Origin of the sequence: Intestinibacillus sp. Marseille-P6563, assembly GCF_900604335.1 — a bacterium.
In the GTDB taxonomy this organism is placed as follows: Bacteria; Bacillota; Clostridia; order Oscillospirales; family Butyricicoccaceae; genus Butyricicoccus_B.
Genome location: NZ_UWOD01000002.1, coordinates 1 through 17,990, shown reverse-complemented (window position 1 = coordinate 17,990; position 17,990 = coordinate 1). Strand labels below are relative to the sequence as shown.

The window sequence follows — 17,990 nt, the reverse complement described above, 5'->3', positions numbered from 1 at the left end:
CCAAGTCGTTTTTTGTGGTCTTGTATGAAAAGCGAGACTTTTGATACGGGAAAATTTCCGTGTCTTTTTGACAGAAATGTGGTATAATCGTGAAAGAATATGACGAATGCAGTTTAAGGACGTCACAAACGTCCATAGGAGGAAAAATATGCTTGATTCCAAGCTGGAGCGGATCCTGCCCCGTGTGCAAAAGCCGGCGCGCTATGTTGGCGGAGAATGGGGATCGGTTTCTAAGAAGAAAGATGAGGTGGATCTGCGATTCGCCTTTTGTTTCCCAGATGTTTATGAAGTTGGTATGAGCCACCTGGGCTCCCGCATTTTGTATGGTTTGCTAAACAGTCAGGATGGGGTCTGGTGCGAACGCGTGTGTGCTCCGTGGGTCGACATGGAAGAGGAGATGCGGCAGGCTGGAATCGCTTTATACGGTCTGGAAAGCGGCGACCCATTATCCGACTTTGACATCATTGGCTTTACGCTGCAATACGAATTGTCGTTTTCCAACATTCTCAATATGTTGGATTTGGGCAATGTACCGGTTCTGGCAAAGGATCGCACCGAACTGAAAAACCTGGTAGTTGCGGGTGGTCCGTGTGCGTATAACCCGGAACCGCTTTGTGATTTTATCGATTTGCTTATGATTGGCGATGGGGAAGAGATCATGCTCGATCTGGTGTCCCTATACCGTTCGGCCCGCTCGCGTGGCCTGAGCAAGGAGGCTTTCCTCATCGAGGCTGCGCAGATTCCCGGTATGTATGTGCCGTCCCTATATGAGGTGCAGTATCATGCGGATGGAACTGTGCAGTCGGTTACGCCCAAGCATGGCGCGCCGCAGATGGTGCAAAAACGGATCGTAAAAGATCTGGATTCTATGTACTATCCGGAATCGTTCGTGGTGCCGTCGACCGAAATTGTGTTTGACCGCGCGATGGTCGAATTATTCCGTGGTTGTCCGCGTGGCTGTCGGTTCTGCCAGGCGGGACATACCTATCGTCCGCTGCGACGCAAATCCAAGGAGACGATTTTGCGGCAGGCACAGGCGGTCCTTGAAAATTCCGGATATGAGGAAATCTCGCTTTCTTCTTTGTCCACCAGTGACTATGGGGAATTATCCGGTTTGACCGAATGTATGCTGGACTATTGTGAGCCCAGGCATATCAGCTTGTCCCTGCCATCGCTGCGCGCCGATAGCTTTTCCAGTGAACTGATGGAGCGTGTGCAAAAGGTGCGCAAGAGTGGACTAACTTTTGCGTGTGAAGCTGGCACCCAGCGGTTACGAGATGTTATCAACAAGAATATTACCGAGGACGATGTTCTGCATGCCTGCGAGATCGCTTTCCAGGGTGGCTGGAATAATGTAAAGTTGTATTTTATGATCGGGCTGCCGACCGAAACATCGGAAGATTTGGATGGTATTCTGGAAATTTGCAAAAAGGTCGCGTACTGCTGGCGTATGAACACTAACAACCGGGCTCGTGGTGTCAAAATCACGGCTTCCGCTTCTTGCTTTGTTCCAAAACCGCAGACACCCTTCCAATGGGATGCGCAAAATTCTCTGCCGATGCTGCAAGGCAAGCAAGAATATATGAAAACCATCATGAAGACCAAAAATGTGACCTATAATTGGCACGATGCGCAGACATCGGTGCTGGAAGGCGTCATTGCGCGTGGCGACCGGCGACAGGGCAAGGCAATCTATCTGGCTTGGCAGCGCGGCTGCAAATTTGACGGCTGGGAAAAGCTGTTTGATTATGATAAGTGGATGCAGGCCTTTGCCGATTGTGGACTGGACCCCGCATTCTATGCCGCCCGGCAGCGTCCACTGGATGAGGTATTTCCATGGGATCATATCGGCTGCGGCACGACCAAGACCCATCTGATGCGGGAATGGGAGCGTTCCCGCAAAGCAGTCATCACACCCGATTGTATGCAGTCTTGTGCAGGATGTGGTTCCAATGCGTTGCTGGAAGGAGGGAAGTGCTGTGTTTAAAGCCCGTATGCGTTTTGCCAAAGAGAGCCGCGCCAAATATCTTTCCCACCTGGATTTAATGCACACCATGCAGCGTGCTATGGCACGCTGCGAAATGCCGCTCTGGTTCACCGAAGGATTTAACCAGCATGCCTATGTATCGGTTGCATTGCCGCTTTCGACCGGCTATTCTGGAGAATATGAGATCTTGGATTTCAATTTACTCACCGAAACAGTGCCTGAGCATGCGGCAGAATCGTTAAATTCCGTCTTTCCAGAAGGTCTGCGGGCTTTGGAGATCTATCCGTTAGTCGATGGCGGCATGAAGGTTGGAGGCATCGCATGGAGTCGGTATCGCATTACCTGGGGCTTTGAACAACAGGTGCCTACTGATTTAGTAGAGCAGGTGACCGCGTTGTGGCAGCAGGATGATATCCAGATTTTAAAGCGTTCCAAACGTGGAGAAAAGATGGTCAACATGCGGGAGCTTCTGCATGGACAGCCGACCATGACAGCCTTTGACCATTTTGTGATTTGCGATGCTGTCACGGCTGCGGGCACTCAAAATCTAAGCCCGGAATATTTGACCAAGGCCATTCGGCAGTATTTGCCGCAATACCAAATCACCGACGAAGCATATCACCGGCTTTGTGTATACACCGATGATATGACACCGTTCCGGTAAAGAAATCTTTATAAGGAAGGAACTTTCTTTTTCATGAATGTCCAAGCACCTACCGCGGTTTCCCAAGAGCAGATCGATCAGCAGCTTGCCTATATCGATCGTATTGCGGCGCTCAGCCGAGATTTTGAGCAACAACATGGCCGTCGGCCGCGTGCCTATACACAGACCTTTGGATGTCAGCAGAATGAAGCCGATACCGAACGCATTGTCGGGATGCTGCATGAGATGGGGTATGTATCCACAAATCAGACCAGTGATGCAGATGTTCTCATTTATAACACCTGTGCAGTGCGAGAACATGCAGAGTCGCGTGCCCTCGGTAACATTGGCGCCCTGTCACATCTGAAAAAAGAACGTCCAGAGGTCATCATCGGGCTGTGCGGCTGCATGGTCCAGCAGGATCATATTCCAGAGAAGATTCGTCGCAGCTATCCACAAGTCGAATTGTTATTTGGGACGCATGCGCTGTGGCGTTTTCCGGAGTTTTTATATCGAAAGCTGTCAGGCGAAAAACGCGTTTTTGATACCTCGGGTGACGCTCGTGGTGAGATTGCAGAAGGACTGCCGGTTTTGCGGGAAAAAGGTCCGCGTGCCTGGCTGTCCATTATGTATGGCTGCAATAATTTCTGCACCTACTGCATTGTGCCGTATGTGCGCGGTCGTGAGAGAAGCCGCCGGCCGGAAGAGATTGAGAAAGAACTGCGAGAACTGGTTGCGCTGGGGTACAAAGACATCACTCTGCTGGGGCAGAATGTCAATTCCTATGGCAAAGATTTAGAGGATGCGGTGGATTTTTCCGACTTACTTTGTCGACTCAATCAGGTGCCGGGCGATTTTTTGCTGCGGTTTATGACCAGCCATCCCAAGGATGCTTCGCACAAGCTGTTTGATACCATGGCTGCCTGTGACAAGGTTGCCAAGCAACTGCATTTGCCGTTCCAGTCGGGTTCGGATATTGTGTTGAAGCGGATGAATCGGGGATATACGGCGCAGCATTACCGTGAACTCATCGCCTATGCGCGACAGAAAATGCCGGATATTACATTGTCCAGCGATATTATTGTTGGATTCCCGGGAGAAACCGAGGAAGATTTCGCGAAGACTTTGGACTTGGTGCAGCAGGTCGGTTTTGATATGCTGTTCACGTTTTTGTATTCCAAGCGGAGCGGTACCCCGGCAGCCACCTATGAGGACCCGACCAGCAAGGAAGAAAAACAGGATCGCTTCGCGCGTTTGCTGCAGGCGCAGGATGCCTGCGTTTTGCCGCGGCAGCAGGCTTATCAAGATCGAGTTTTACGTGTTCTTGTGGATGGCACCAGCAAAGATCCGCAGTATCCATTGACTGCACGTACCGAAGGCGGCCTTTTGGTATGCTGTGCTGGTCCAGAGAGTAAGATCGGAGAATTTCTTGAGGTAAAGATCGAAAAAACCACTTTGCGTTGCCTGTTTGCGCGAGAAGTAGATAATAGAATGTGAGGCGTATTATGGCAGAACTCACGCCCATGATGAAACAATATTTCGAAATCAAGAATAAGTGCCGCGATTATATTGTGTTTTATCGATTGGGCGATTTTTATGAGATGTTTTTTGAGGATGCTCTTCTGGCATCCCGCGAATTGGAACTTACCCTAACCGGGCGAGATTGTGGGCAGGAAGAACGCGCCCCCATGTGCGGCGTTCCATATCATGCGTATGAAACCTATGTAGGGCGCTTGGTGCGAAAAGGGTATAAGGTCGCCATCTGTGAACAGGTGGAGGACCCCAAGGCGGCCAAGGGAATCGTCAAGCGGGAAATCGTTCGCATGATCACCCCGGGAACCGTCATTGACGCATCCATGCTGGACGAAAACCGCAACAATTTTTTGGGCTGTGCCTTCGGAGATGCGACAGCATACGGCATTTGTTTTTGCGATATTTCGACCGGCGAAGTCTATGTAACCGAAATACAGGGCACGGCTAATCATCAAGAACTGTTCAGCGAGTTTGGACGTTTCGTGCCGCGCGAAGTGTTACTGGGTGGTACCTGTGCCCAGGACACCACGCTGCAGGAATTCATTCAAAAACGTTTGGAAGGCATTTTTTCCATTTTGCCCGAAGAGGACTTTGACATGGAAGCGGCGTCCCAAGCCGTGTGTGCGCAATTCCATCTTGGCGAACTGGAGACTAGCGGCTTGGCCGATGCACCTGTCGCGCTGCGTGCGCTGGCCGGATTGCTCGCCTATTTAAACGAAACGCAGCAGAGCAGTTTGGCGAATTTAAACACACTCAATGTGTATCAGCAGGGCCAGTATATGGAACTCGATTTGACCGCCCGCCGCAACCTGGAATTGTGCGAAACCATGCGCGGACAGGAAAAGCGTGGCTCGCTTCTTTGGGTCATTGATAAGACCAAGACGGCCATGGGTTCGCGCTTGATTCGGCAGTGGCTGGAAAAGCCGCTCTTAAATCCAATCCATATCAAAAAGCGGCAGGAAGCAGTACAGGTTTTGGCAGAGGATGTGGTCACACGCGATGCCTTGACACAAGAACTGCGGCAAGTGTTTGATATGGAACGCTTGATTGGGCGCGTTGTATATGGTTCGGCGAGCTGCCGGGATCTCTGTGCTTTGCAATCGGCGATGACTCATTTGCCGGAGATTCAAAAGCAGACGCAAGGATTTACTGCTCCTTTGCTCCGAGAGCTGCATCAGCGTTTGGATGTTTTAGCCGATGTTTCCGTCCTGATCGAAAGCGCAATTGTGCCGGATCCGCCGGTATCAGTGCGGGAAGGCGGTTTCATCCGTGCCGGATACAGTGAAGAAGTCGATCATTTGCGAGATCTAGCCAGCGGCGGCAAAGGTGAGATCGTAGCCATTGAGCAGCGAGAGCGCGAACGTACCGGCATTAAGAATCTGAAGATTGGATACAACCGTGTCTTTGGATACTACTTGGAAGTCTCCAAGAGCAATTTAAATCTGGTGCCGGATACATACATTCGTAAGCAGACGCTGGCAAACTGTGAGCGTTATATCACCGAAGAACTGAAAAGTTTGGAACGTACGGTGTTGGGGGCGCAAGAGCGTTTGACCGCGCTGGAATATGAATTGTTCTGTCAATTGAGAGAACAAATTGCCGCCCAAGTGCATCGCATTCAGCGCACTGCGCAATCGCTGGCGAATTTTGACGTTTTGTGTGCGTTGGCTGAATTGGCCTGTGAAAATCATTATGTATGCCCGGAAGTGGATTTTTCCGGCCGCATTGATATTCGCGATGGCCGTCATCCGGTGGTTGAAAAAATGCTGGAAGGCAGCTTTTTTGTACCCAACGACACCTCTTTGAACAATAAGAGTGATCGGGTTGCGATCATCACGGGTCCCAACATGGCGGGTAAATCGACGTATATGCGGCAGGTGGCGCTCATTACCATTTTGGCGCAGATGGGGTCGTTTGTGCCGGCGGCATCCGCGCACATTGGCATTGCAGACCGGGTATTTACCCGTGTCGGAGCCTCCGACGATTTGGCCAGCGGTCAATCGACGTTTATGGTCGAAATGAGTGAAGTTGCCGATATCCTGAAGCATGCGACCAAAAACAGCTTGCTGATTTTGGATGAGATCGGCCGCGGAACGTCGACCTATGATGGCATGTCGATTGCCCGTGCGGTGGTGGAGTTTGTTGCGGATAAAAAGAAACTAGGCGCCCGCGCTCTGTTTGCGACACACTATCATGAATTGACTGCCTTGGAAGATCTGCTGGAGGGGGTCCACAACTACAATATCGCTGTCAAAAAACGTGGAGATGATATTACCTTCCTGCGCAAGATTGTGCGTGGCGGTGCGGATGATAGTTATGGTATTGAGGTAGCAAAACTGGCGGGTGTGCCGAATGCAGTCATCAAACGGGCAAAGAGTATTTTGGCCGATTTGGAGCAGCACGCGCCCAAAATCGAGGTCCGCAGCATTGCAGAAGAGGATGAACCGCAAATCTCCCTGACCGATCTCAACCAGGATTCCGTGGTAGAGCGGCTGCGGGCCATGCAGATCGATACCATGACTCCAATCGAAGCGATGAATGCCCTTTATGAACTCAAACGGCTTGTATAAGCAGGAGAAATCATCATGCCTTTGATTCAAGAATTATCGCCTCATTTGGCGGATTTGATTGCCGCTGGGGAAGTTGTCGAACGTCCGGCTTCGGTGGCTAAGGAACTGGTCGAAAACGCAATCGATGCCGGTGCGACCCGTATTCAGGTCGAAATGGAGCATGGGGGAATCTCCTATCTTCGTATTATGGACAACGGGTGCGGCATGGCGGCAGAAGATGCGCCGATTGCATTTCGTCGCCACGCTACCAGCAAGCTCCGTACCGAAGCAGATCTGTCTGCAATCGGTACATTAGGTTTTCGGGGCGAGGCTTTGGCAGCGATTGCAGCTGTTTCCCGCATCGATTTGTTTACCAAGACAAAGGACAGTTTGGCAGGGCAACATCTTCATCTGGAAGCTGGCGATATTCTGTTGCAGGAAGAAGCCGGATGTCCGGATGGTACGACGATTGTTATCCGCGACCTGTTTTATAACACCCCGGCGCGCATGAAATTCCTGAAAAAGGACTTTACTGAAGCCGGATATGTGACCGATGTGGTAGAACATGCTGCATTATCCCATCCAGAAATCGCCTTTACGCTGGTGCGGGATGGGAAGCAGATTTTTGCAACCGCTGGGGACAACAAACTAATCACACCGGTGTTCAGTGTATTTGGCCGGGAAGCAACGGCCAACATGGTGGAAGTGCCAGCCTTTCAGCGAGATTCTTTGCGTGCTTGGGGATATATTACCAAACCGCATTATTGTCGACCAAATCGCAGCATGCAGCACTTTTTTGTCAATGGACGGTATATTAAAAGCCGGTTGTTGCAAGCAGCTGTGGAAGAAGCATACCGAAATCGTATGATTACGGGCAAATATCCAAGCTGCGCGCTCTTTTTGGAAATGCCGTTGAACTTGGTGGATGTAAATGTACATCCGGCGAAAACCGAGGTCAAGTTTGCGCAAGAAAAGATCGTGTTTGAAACGATCTATATTGCATGCAAAAATGCCTTGGAAAAGAACGATAATATCCCGGTGATGCAGCCAACCGCTACGCAGATCCCAAAAGTGATACGGGAGGATCATATAACGCAGGAGCAGCAAAAGATCGAGACCGTTTCGATTCCTAAACCAGTAGCAGCAAAGCAATCACCACCGCTCGAGCAATTATTTGTGCCGCGCAAAGTATCTCTACCTGCTAACTTCCGGCCTCCAATCATTGAGTGCGAAGAAGAGGATGAAGTGGTGTCTTTGGCGTCGCCGGAAATATCAATAGCCGAGAAATCGCCTGGCGGTGTTCAGAAAATGCCGCATGCTGTGCCAGCGATGCGGCCCGAAAAGGTGGAAACCAAGACCGAATCCCCCGTAGAAGCACCGCAGCAACCGGAGGTCTCTATGTTTACGGCGCCAGCGAAGGTGATTGGGGAAGCGTTCCATACCTATATCGTGGCCCAGGACGAGCAGGGACTTGTTTTGGTCGATAAACATGCGGCACATGAGCGATTGCTGTTTAACCAGCTGCGCGTATCGACGCATATGGCGCAGCAGCAACTGCTGAAACCATATATTGCTGAATTGAGCGCAGCAGAGTTCGCCATGCTGCAAGAGCATATGGAAACCATACAAAAGATTGGGTTTGATTTGGCTCCATTTGGAGAAAATAGTTTTGCAGTTCGCGCTGTACCGGCCTATTTGGATGCTGCAGATACCGGGGAAGTCTTGGCGGAGATGGCTGACAAGCTGTCTGCCAGCCGAAATCCGACCCCCGACCGATTGGATGATCTGATTCATACCGTGGCCTGCAAGGCGGCCATTAAGGCTGGAAAACAAACTTCACTCACGGAATTGCAAACCCTGTGTGATCGAGTCTTGGGCGATCCGGAGGTGAGTGCTTGTCCACATGGGCGGCCTGTGACCGTACGTTTGACTAAATATGAAATCGATAAATTGTTTAAACGTGTCAACCAATGAAAGGGGGAATCGCTCTGGAAAATCAACTCATTTGCATTGTGGGACCAACAGCAAGCGGTAAAACAGCCCTTTCGGTCGCATTGGCAAAGCAGCGCAATACAGAAATTATTTCTGTCGATTCCATGCAAATCTATCGCGGCATGGATATTGGCACGGCAAAACCAGATATGCAGGAACGGCAAGGAATTGTACATCATATGTTTGACATCTGTGAGCCGGGAGAGGATTTTTCAGTTGCTCGTTATGTGGAATGTGCGGACCAGTGCGCACAGCAGATCTTGCAGCAGGGGAAAATTCCGATTGTGGTCGGGGGAACCGGACTCTATTTGGATGCGCTGATTGCAGGCAATGATTTTTCGGGCGAGGAAGCCGATACCACTTTGCGCAAAGAATTGGAGCAGTTTGCTGAACAGTATGGCAATGAGGCTTTGCATGCGCGTTTGCAGGCTATTGATCCGGTTCGTGCCCAGCAGTTGCATCCCAACAATCGAAAGCGGGTGATTCGGGCGATTGAAGTGTTTGAACAAACAGGCATGACGCTCGACCAGCTCAATCAGAAAAATCAGCGACCTGCTCCCAAATATCGTGCTGTCAAAATTGGGCTTTGTCCGCAATCGCGTGAAACGCTGTATGAGCGAATCAACCAGCGGGTCGATCAGATGCTGGAGCAGGGGCTTCTGGATGAAGTGCGCGCTTTGGTTTCTTCCGGGCATTTTACGGGGACCGCTGCACAGGCAATCGGGTATAAGGAGTATATTCCTTTTCTGGAGGGTACCGCTTCCTTGGAAGAGTGTACGCAATTATTAAAACAACATTCCAGAAATTATGCCAAACGGCAGCTGACTTGGTTGAAAAGAGATGGCGAAATTCATTGGATTTATTATGAAACGGGAATGGGGCTTGACGAAGTTGTCCGTCATTCGACAGAAATTTTAGCAAGTAAGGGGTTATGATGTTACCATAATTTTCTATTCGCGGAGGGACGTCATGAAAACCGAAATTAATTTACAAGATGCTTTTTTAAATGTTGTGCGCCAGCAGGCGCAGCCGGTGACGGTATTTTTGATGAATGGCTTTCAAATGCGCGGAATCGTTCGCGGCTTTGATAGCTTTGTTGTGATTTTTGATGTCGACGGCCGGCAACAGATGATCTACAAACATGCCATTTCTACGGTTGTACCACAACATAAGGTTGAATTTTATTCACGCAAAGAAGAAAAATAAACAAACATGGTTATTGGATGAAGGATTATGAACGAGCAAACATCAAAAAAGATTTTTCATTCCGGTTCGCTGTTGGCAATCATCGTTGCAATACTTTTTGTTATTTTTCTTGTGCTTCAGATGCTGGGAAGAATTTTGAGTGGTGTCGATACGACACCAGCAATTCGTGTGACAGCAGATGATTCTTTTACGGGAACCGGCTGGTTTTTCCGAAACGAAGTCGTGGCGCAGGGAGTATCCAGCGAAACGGTCAAACATATCGTCCATAGCGGCGAAAAAGTTCAAAAAAATGCAGCACTTGCTGTGGTTTATACCGATACGGCTGCCTTGGAAGCTAGCAAGGAAATGAGCATGTTAGACGATCAAATCGAATTGCTCACATCGGCGATGCAGTCGACAACCAGTGGGGGCGACACCTCCAAATTGGATAAGCAGATCGCATCTCAGATGTCTGCGTTGTCCTCCAAGGCGCAAGATGGTGTTGTCACGGGAATCCAAACGGAGACCGTAGATTTGCGTAATCTATGCTTGCGCCGCAGTGCTAGCGAATTGGATGGAGCGGCGTTATCTGCCCAACTTTCCACATTGACCACACAAAGAAATTCGTTGGAGCAGCAGCTTTCGGGACGAAGCACAACCATTGCATCGCCGGCATCCGGTTATTTCTCTGATATCGTCGACGGTTTAGAAGGCGAACTTACCCAAGAACGTTTGGATGCACTGACGGTAGAGGATATAAAAGAACTGGAGAAATCGTATGCCGAAACCACAGAAAATAGCGAAAAGCAGCTTGGAAAGATCATCCAGGACTTCCGCTGGTATTTTGCGATGGTGGTTCCAGTGGATGAGTTGGAGAATGTGGAAGTTGGAGATTCGCTGAATCTGCGGTTTTCTCAGGTTGAAGACGATATACCGGTCACAGTTTACGATATCCACAAAGAAAAAGGTACAGACGAAGCTGTTTTAATTGTAAGCGGTATGGAAATTACGCCGGAACTGGTTACCATGCGCAGACAAGAAGCAGAGCTGATTTTCAACACCTATACCGGCATTCAGGTTCCCAAAAGTGCGGTAAAAATCAATACCGATGCAGATGGGAATCAGCAGCAGGGTGTATATATCCTTGCAGGCAATATGAGCCGTTTCAAACCGATTGATATCTTGTATGAAGCGGATACATATTATGTTGTCAAGCAGGGAACAAGCAGTGAAGACACCGGATTGGTGGCTGGCGATAATATTATTGTCAAGGCGCGTGGATTGGAAGATTCGAAGGTGATAAAATGACAGAATTGGATGTACAGACCCTCAAGCAGAATATACAGCAAGTGCAGGAGCGCATTGACGCTGCGGCTAAAAAAGCTGGCCGTAGCGCCAGTGATATCCATCTGGTAGCAGCTACCAAAATGAACGATGCAGAACGTGTGCGGGTTGCGATTGAAAACGGGATACAAATTGCCGGCGAGAACCGGGTTCAGGAGCTCTTGGAAAAGTATGATCTGCATGCGTACGACGGGGCATCCCTGCATTTTATTGGGACACTGCAAAGCAATAAAATTAAATATTTGATGGGAAAAGTCTCTTTGATTCAGTCGGTGAGCTCGGAGCGCCTAGGACAGTTGATCTCCAAAGAAGCACAAAAACATGAAATCTGTCAAGATGTTCTTTTGGAGATAAACATTGGAAATGAAGCGTCAAAAAGTGGAATAGAGCCACAAAATCTGGAACAGACGGTTGCAAATCTGTGTAAACTTCCGGGTATACATATCCGAGGCTTGATGGCAATTCCTCCAATTGCGCATGTCAGCGGTGGAAATTTGCATTATTTTGATAGAATGCGCCAACTATTTATTGACATATCGCAAAAAAAATACGATAATGTATCTATGGACTATTTATCGATGGGAATGTCCGGTGATTTCGAGGACGCTATTTCATGCGGCGCGAACATGGTTCGTGTCGGTACTGCGATTTTTGGCTTGCGTCCATATATGACGAAATAAGGAATTAAGAATATCCGTAAGGAGGAAATACAGCAATGGCATCATTAAAGGGATTTTTGGACTGGGTCAAGGGCGAGGATATGGAAGAAGATTACGAGGAATTCGTTCCAAGATCCCAGCCGGCGGCCGCAGCTCCGTCGCCATCCGCTGCAGCGCCAGAGGACTCCCTTTCCTATACCGCAGATACACAGCGTTCCAGCAATAAAGTAGTCAATATTCATGCAACCACGCAGTTGGCTGTTGTTTTGGTGAAGCCGGATCGTTTTGAAAACGCCGCGGAGATTGCAGATCATTTAAAAGATAAGCGCACAGTTGTACTGAATCTGGAACAGACCAACAAAGATGTGGCTCGACGCTTGGTGGATTTTTTAAGTGGAGTGGCTTACGCTAACGAAGGAAAAATCAAGCGGGTAGCCAACAGCACCTATATTATCACACCGTATAATGTGGATATTTTGGGCGACTTGTTGGATGAATTAGAAAATAACGGTCTATACTTATAATAATTAAGAACTGCTGTGACATATTTATTGATTCAACTGGTATCTACGATTATTCGGATTTTGGAATTTTTAATGTTTGCGCGTGCTATTTTTTCATGGTTTCCGCAAATGCAAAATTCGTCTATCGCTGAATTTTTGTATATGGTAACCGAACCGATTATCTTACCATTCCGAAGTCTGCTGGATCATTTCCGTGGGATTCGTATGATGCCAATCGATTTATCGTTTTTGTGCGCGTTTCTAGCTCTTGAATTTCTTCGGATGCTGTTATATTACAGTTTATACTGATGAATTGCTGACTGGCCGGGGCTGATCCCCCGGCCATTTACCGTATCCGAGCGAATCAAATTTACCAAATCAAATTGGAGGGATATTGGATATGCTAACGGTTCAGGAAATACAAGCGGTCAATTTTGAAAAAGCGGTTTTTGGCGGCTATGACATGAAGGCCGTTGACGAATTCCTTGAGCATATCACAGAGGATTTTGCTGCCTTGCAGAAGGAGAATGCTGCGCTGAAATCGAAGATGAAGGTATTGGTCGATAAGATCGAAGAATACCGCAGCGTAGAGGATGGTATGCGCCGGGCGTTGGTGTCTGCGCAGAGCATCGCTCAGGAAACCTTGGATAAGTCTAAGACAGAGGCAGAACAACTGCTTTTGAAGGCTCGTACTGAGGCAGAATCTCGAATCGAAAACTATCGGATGCAGATCGCTGCAGAGGGCAAAAAACTGGAAGAAGCGAAAACGAAGAATGCAGAATTTGTCGCACAGCTGTCCGCAGTCTATGAAGAACAGCTGAAGTCGCTGGTGGCACTTTCGGCGTCGGATGTTTTTGAAAATGAATCGGCTTTTCCAACTGAGCCCATTTCGATGACCACAGGTCCGATCAAGCAGCAGCCGTCTCTAGATGATACCCAGCAGTTTGCGCGCGAGCCGCAAGTAGATGTTGCTGCACCGGAAGATACGAAAAAGGAATCGCGGTTTAAGATTACCGAGGTTGCTCTTTCGAGCAGCGATGATACCAAGAGTGGGGAAAAGGTTCCGTTTGAAATGGATGATCTTCACTTAGAAGATACCAAAAGAAATAGATAATTGTTAATCACGAAAGGACGGATACGGTACAATGCCGCAGGATTATAATTCAACCATCAATCTACCGAAAACCGATTTTCCAATGCGAGCCGGGCTACCGAAGCGCGAGCCGGGCTTCCTGGCAGATTGGGATCAGGACAGTAACAAATTATACCATGATATGATGAAGAAAAATGAGGGGAAACCTCTCTTTGTTCTTCACGATGGACCGCCGTATGCGAATGGCAATCTCCATATGGGGCATGCCCTCAATAAAGTTCTGAAGGATTTTATTGTGCGCTATAAAAATATGGCGGGCTTTTGTGCGCCTTATGTTCCTGGTTGGGATACGCATGGTCTGCCGATTGAGCGCCAGGCGATTAAGGCATATGGGATGGACCGCGATAAGGTTTCGATCTCTGAGTTCCGCCATAAGTGCGAAGAGTTTGCGCAGGAGCATGTCAATACTCAGCGCGAACAGTTCAAGCGGTTGGGGGTTCTGGGCGATTGGGAGCGTCCCTATCTGACTTTGACTCACGACTTTGAGGCAAAGCAGATTGAGATCTTTGGCGAAATGGCCAAAAAGGGCTATATCTATAAGGGTCTCAAGCCTGTGTATTGGTGCCCGCACGATGAAACCGCTTTGGCCGAAGCCGAGATTGAATATCAGGACGAAAAGTGCTCCTCGATTTACGTAAAGTTTGCTGTAACAGAAGATAAAGGTGTTTTCTCCAAGCTGATTGGCAGCGCAGAAAATGTATACTTTGTCATCTGGACAACCACGACTTGGACCCTGCCGGGTAACTTGGCAATTTCGGTCAATCCGTTCTTTGAATATGATCTGGTAAAGGTTCCGAGTGGTGAAGTCTATGTTCTGGCGAAGGAACTGGTAAAATCGGTCATGGCAGCCGCGAAGATCGATTCTTGGGAAGTCTTGGGCACTGTCCTTGGTTCGGACTTAGAGATGATGAAAACCAAGCATCCGATCATGGATCGTGAGAGCGTGATCATCTGCGGCGAACATGTTACCTTGGATGCTGGTACTGGCTGTGTTCATACGGCACCGGGCTTTGGTGCAGAAGACTTTGTTGTTTGCCAGAAATACAATATTCCGATTATTGTACCGGTCGATGGTAAGGGTTATGCGACCAAGGATGCCGGCAAATATGCAGGCATGTACTATGAAAAGACTACACCGGTTATTTTGGATGATTTGCGCGACTGTCAGGCGTTGCTGGCCATTGAAGAAATTGAGCATAGCTATCCGCACTGCTGGCGTTGTAAGAATCCGATCATCTTCCGCGCAACGGAGCAGTGGTTCTGCTCGGTGGATGCTTTGAAGGATGATGCAGTGAAGGCTTGCCGTGAAATCACCTGGCTGCCTGGTTGGGGCGAAGAACGCATGACTTCGATGATTCAGGAGCGTTCGGACTGGTGCATTTCTCGTCAGAGAATTTGGGGTGTACCGATCCCGATCTTCATCTGCAAGAAGTGCGGAAAGCCTCTAGTCAATGAACAGACGATTCGAATCGTATCTGATCTGTTCCGTGAAAAGGGCGCCAATGCGTGGTTTGAACTGGATGCTGCACAGATTTTGCCGGCAGATGTTCAGTGTGAATGTGGCTGCCATGAATTTGATAAGGAAACCGACACCATGGACGTATGGTTTGACTCGGGTTCCAGCTGGGCAGCTGTCATTGAACAGCGCGAGAAGCAGTCCATTCCGGTGGATGTATATCTGGAAGGTAACGACCAGTATCGTGGCTGGTTCCAGTCGTCCATGCTGACTGCGATTGCAACGATTGGCAAGGCACCGTATAAGACTGTCATTACCCATGGTATGATTGTGGACGAAGAGCGCCAGAAGATGTCCAAGTCGGCAGGCAATGGCATCAGTCCGCAGGAGATTATGAAGGAATATGGCGCAGATATTCTGCGTCTGTGGGTTGCTTCTGCCGATTATCGACAGGATATGCGTATTTCCAAGGAAATGTTCAAGCATCTGTCGCAGAATTACTTGAAGATTCGCAATACGGCACGTTATATCTTGGGCAATCTGAAGGGCTTTGACATGGGGCATATGGTGGCTTATGACGATATGCCGCAGCTTGATCAGTGGGCGCTGATGAAGCTCAATGATTTGGTAGCCCGTGTTCGCAAGGGTTATGATGCCTATGAATTCCATACGGTCATGCATGCGATTCATAATTTCTGTGTTGTTGATATGTCCAATTTCTATTTGGATGTAATCAAGGATCGTTTGTACTGCGATGGTCCGGATAGTTTGAGCCGTCGGTCGGCACAGACTACAATCTATTACATTTTGGACGCGTTGGTTCGTATGATTGCCCCGATTCTTTGCTTTACTGCAGATGAAATTTGGAAGGCTATGCCGCATAGAGAACAGGACGATTTGAATAATATCGCTCTGAATGATATGCCGTCGGCATGTGAGCAATTCGATCTTTCGGAGGAAGAACGTGAAAAGTGGAATCGTCTGATTGCATTGCGTGACGAGGTCAATAAGGCTTTGGAAGCTGCACGTTCGGAGAAGATCATCGGTAAGCCGCTGGAAGCTTGGGTAACGGTATCGGCCAGCGATTCCATGGCAGATTTCTTAGATCGTTGTGGTTTGACAGCAGATGAATTGGCTGCTTTGTGCATTGTTTCTAAGCTGAAGGTTGTTCGTAATGCAGAGCTAAATGATGCAGAAAAGGATTTGGCCGTGACGATTGAACGTGCTTCGGGCGATAAATGTGAGCGCTGCTGGATGTACTGCGATACTGTGGGACAGGATGCTGATCATCCGACCCTGTGTCATCGTTGCGCATCGGTTGTACGTGCGATGTAAGATTTCAAAAAAGGGACAGTCTATTTATAGACCGTCCCTTTTATATCATGGGGAGAAATGGATTGATATGCTAGGAATTCTTTTTGTTGTGTTGGGTGTTATACTAGATCAAGTGGTCAAGTATTGGGCGACCCAGGTTTTAACGATTCAATCGATTGTATTGATCCCGGGAATTTTTGAGTTGACCTATGTTGAGAACCGGGGCGCTGCGTTTTCGATTTTGCAGAATCGTATTTCCCTTTTTGTCATCATTACCTTGGTTGTTTTGTGCGGTATTGTTTATGCTTTATATAAGCATTTGGTACTAACTCGTCTAGGACAAGTCGCTCTGCTTATGGTGGCAAGTGGTGCTCTTGGTAATCTGGTCGATCGTATTATCCGGGGATATGTTGTAGACCTGTTCTATTTTAAGCTGATTGACTTCCCAGTATTTAATGTTGCAGATATTCTAGTGGTATGCGGCGGGATTTTGTTTGTGTATTACGTGCTGATACAGCATGATAAAGTTGTGGCACAGAAAGAAGCATTGAGCAAAGCGATAGAGGATCAGGAAAATGAATAAACAAATCATCTCGCGTCCGGAGGACAAAGGGAAGCGACTGGATACATTTTTAGCCGAGCAATGTGAAGACTTGACTCGGAATATGGCACAGATTATGATAGAGAGTGGTCGTGTTACGAGCAATGAAAAAGTTTTGAAAAAAAACTACAAGCTGAGCGGCAATGAAGTTATTGACATCGAAGTAGTTGAGCCGCAATCTACCGAAATTGTGCCAGAAAATCTACCGCTGGATATTGTATATGAAGATGCAGATATTATTGTTATAAACAAAAAAAGAGGCATGGTTGTACATCCAGCAGTTGGAAACTGGACTGGGACCTTAGTCAATGCGCTGATGTATCATTGCGGAGATCGACTTTCCGGTATCAATGGAGAGATTCGACCAGGCATTGTACATCGAATTGATAAAGACACCAGTGGATTGCTGGTCGTAGCAAAAAATGATTTTGCGCATCAGCATTTAGCCGATCAAATAGCTCGTCATGAGGTCAAACGGGATTATGAAGCGGTTTTATATGGCATTTTACGCGAAAACTCAGGCACAATCAATCAACCAATTGGGCGCCATAAAACCGATCGCAAAAAAATGGCTGTCATTGCAGATGGCAAACCAGCCATTACACACTATAACGTCCTAAAACGTTACACGGGATATACACATACAGCATTTGCGTTAGAAACCGGCAGAACGCATCAAATCCGTGTCCATGCAGCGTTTATTGGACATCCCATTATTGGTGATCCTGTATATGGCGTCAAAAAAGATCGATTCACTTACTTAAATGGTCAATGTCTGCATGCAAACCATTTAACACTAATGCATCCGCGAACAAATATTATTATGGAATTTGATGCGTCACGGCCAGATTACTTTGAGTCTGTGATTGCAAAGTTAGAATCAATGTCATAATGTCATAAGGTTTATGCCTTATGATTCCTGCCTCTAACTATACAAAATTTTTATTTTGTATAGTTTCCTATGCCGCAGATTCGGCCAGCTTGACAGCCCCCTCCGGCTGCTGCCGGCGCAGCCGATCTGCGGCATACAGCCAGCGCTCACGGTAAGTATACAAAATAACCGTTGTTGTC

General features: G+C 48.1%; 15 protein-coding genes. All 15 read left to right on the top strand.

The features are described 5' to 3' along the window. Positions 1-148 precede the first annotated feature (148 nt). A complete protein-coding gene (locus tag EFB11_RS08175; RefSeq protein WP_122789758.1) occupies positions 149-1,987 on the top strand; it encodes a TIGR03960 family B12-binding radical SAM protein in 1,839 nt (612 codons plus the stop codon). Beyond that, on the top strand, positions 1,980-2,651 hold the full coding sequence (locus EFB11_RS08170) for a TIGR03936 family radical SAM-associated protein (RefSeq protein ID WP_164706670.1): 672 nt from the start codon (positions 1,980-1,982) through the stop codon (positions 2,649-2,651). The genes EFB11_RS08175 and EFB11_RS08170 overlap by 8 nt, the downstream gene beginning before the upstream one ends. Positions 2,652-2,684: 33 nt before the next feature. Then, the gene (gene miaB / locus EFB11_RS08165; RefSeq protein WP_122789756.1) at positions 2,685-4,127 is read left to right on the top strand and encodes a tRNA (N6-isopentenyl adenosine(37)-C2)-methylthiotransferase MiaB; all 1,443 of its coding nucleotides are present in this window, start codon (positions 2,685-2,687) and stop codon (positions 4,125-4,127) included. An 8-nt stretch (positions 4,128-4,135) separates the two neighbouring features. Then, positions 4,136-6,733: a DNA mismatch repair protein MutS gene (mutS, locus tag EFB11_RS08160; RefSeq protein ID WP_122789755.1), complete on the top strand. Its 2,598-nt coding sequence runs from the start codon at positions 4,136-4,138 to the stop codon at positions 6,731-6,733. A gap of 15 nt (positions 6,734-6,748) precedes the next feature. Continuing rightward, the gene (mutL, locus tag EFB11_RS08155; RefSeq protein WP_122789754.1) at positions 6,749-8,686 is read left to right on the top strand and encodes a DNA mismatch repair endonuclease MutL; all 1,938 of its coding nucleotides are present in this window, start codon (positions 6,749-6,751) and stop codon (positions 8,684-8,686) included. Further along, positions 8,683-9,639, top strand: coding sequence for a tRNA (adenosine(37)-N6)-dimethylallyltransferase MiaA (miaA, locus tag EFB11_RS08150; RefSeq protein ID WP_243115195.1), 957 nt, complete (start codon positions 8,683-8,685; stop codon positions 9,637-9,639). Before mutL ends, miaA begins: the two co-directional genes overlap by 4 nt. 34 nt (positions 9,640-9,673) lie before the next feature. Then, a complete protein-coding gene (hfq, locus tag EFB11_RS08145) occupies positions 9,674-9,910 on the top strand; it encodes an RNA chaperone Hfq (RefSeq protein WP_122789753.1) in 237 nt (78 codons plus the stop codon). Between the two features lie 27 nt (positions 9,911-9,937). After that, positions 9,938-11,197 carry an HlyD family efflux transporter periplasmic adaptor subunit gene (locus EFB11_RS08140; protein WP_122789752.1) on the top strand — a complete coding sequence of 420 codons (1,260 nt, stop codon included), beginning with the start codon at positions 9,938-9,940 and terminating at the stop codon, positions 11,195-11,197. Then, on the top strand, positions 11,194-11,913 hold the full coding sequence (locus tag EFB11_RS08135) for a YggS family pyridoxal phosphate-dependent enzyme (protein WP_122789751.1): 720 nt from the start codon (positions 11,194-11,196) through the stop codon (positions 11,911-11,913). The genes EFB11_RS08140 and EFB11_RS08135 overlap by 4 nt, the downstream gene beginning before the upstream one ends. Before the next feature lie 35 nt (positions 11,914-11,948). Next, on the top strand, positions 11,949-12,416 hold the full coding sequence (locus tag EFB11_RS08130) for a cell division protein SepF (RefSeq protein ID WP_122789750.1): 468 nt from the start codon (positions 11,949-11,951) through the stop codon (positions 12,414-12,416). A 15-nt stretch (positions 12,417-12,431) separates the two neighbouring features. After that, the gene (locus EFB11_RS17545; RefSeq protein ID WP_442906851.1) at positions 12,432-12,704 is read left to right on the top strand and encodes a YggT family protein; all 273 of its coding nucleotides are present in this window, start codon (positions 12,432-12,434) and stop codon (positions 12,702-12,704) included. 91 nt (positions 12,705-12,795) lie between these two features. Continuing rightward, entirely contained in the window at positions 12,796-13,509 is a 714-nt protein-coding gene (locus tag EFB11_RS08120) for a DivIVA domain-containing protein (RefSeq protein WP_122789748.1), read from the top strand. Between the two features lie 31 nt (positions 13,510-13,540). Then, positions 13,541-16,339 (top strand): isoleucine--tRNA ligase, encoded by a 2,799-nt coding sequence (gene ileS / locus EFB11_RS08115; protein WP_122789747.1) that lies wholly within the window; start codon positions 13,541-13,543, stop codon positions 16,337-16,339. Between the two features lie 67 nt (positions 16,340-16,406). Next, entirely contained in the window at positions 16,407-16,901 is a 495-nt protein-coding gene (gene lspA / locus EFB11_RS08110; protein WP_122789746.1) for a signal peptidase II, read from the top strand. Beyond that, positions 16,894-17,811 (top strand): RluA family pseudouridine synthase, encoded by a 918-nt coding sequence (locus tag EFB11_RS08105; protein WP_122789745.1) that lies wholly within the window; start codon positions 16,894-16,896, stop codon positions 17,809-17,811. Before lspA ends, EFB11_RS08105 begins: the two co-directional genes overlap by 8 nt. Positions 17,812-17,990: the final 179 nt, after the last annotated feature.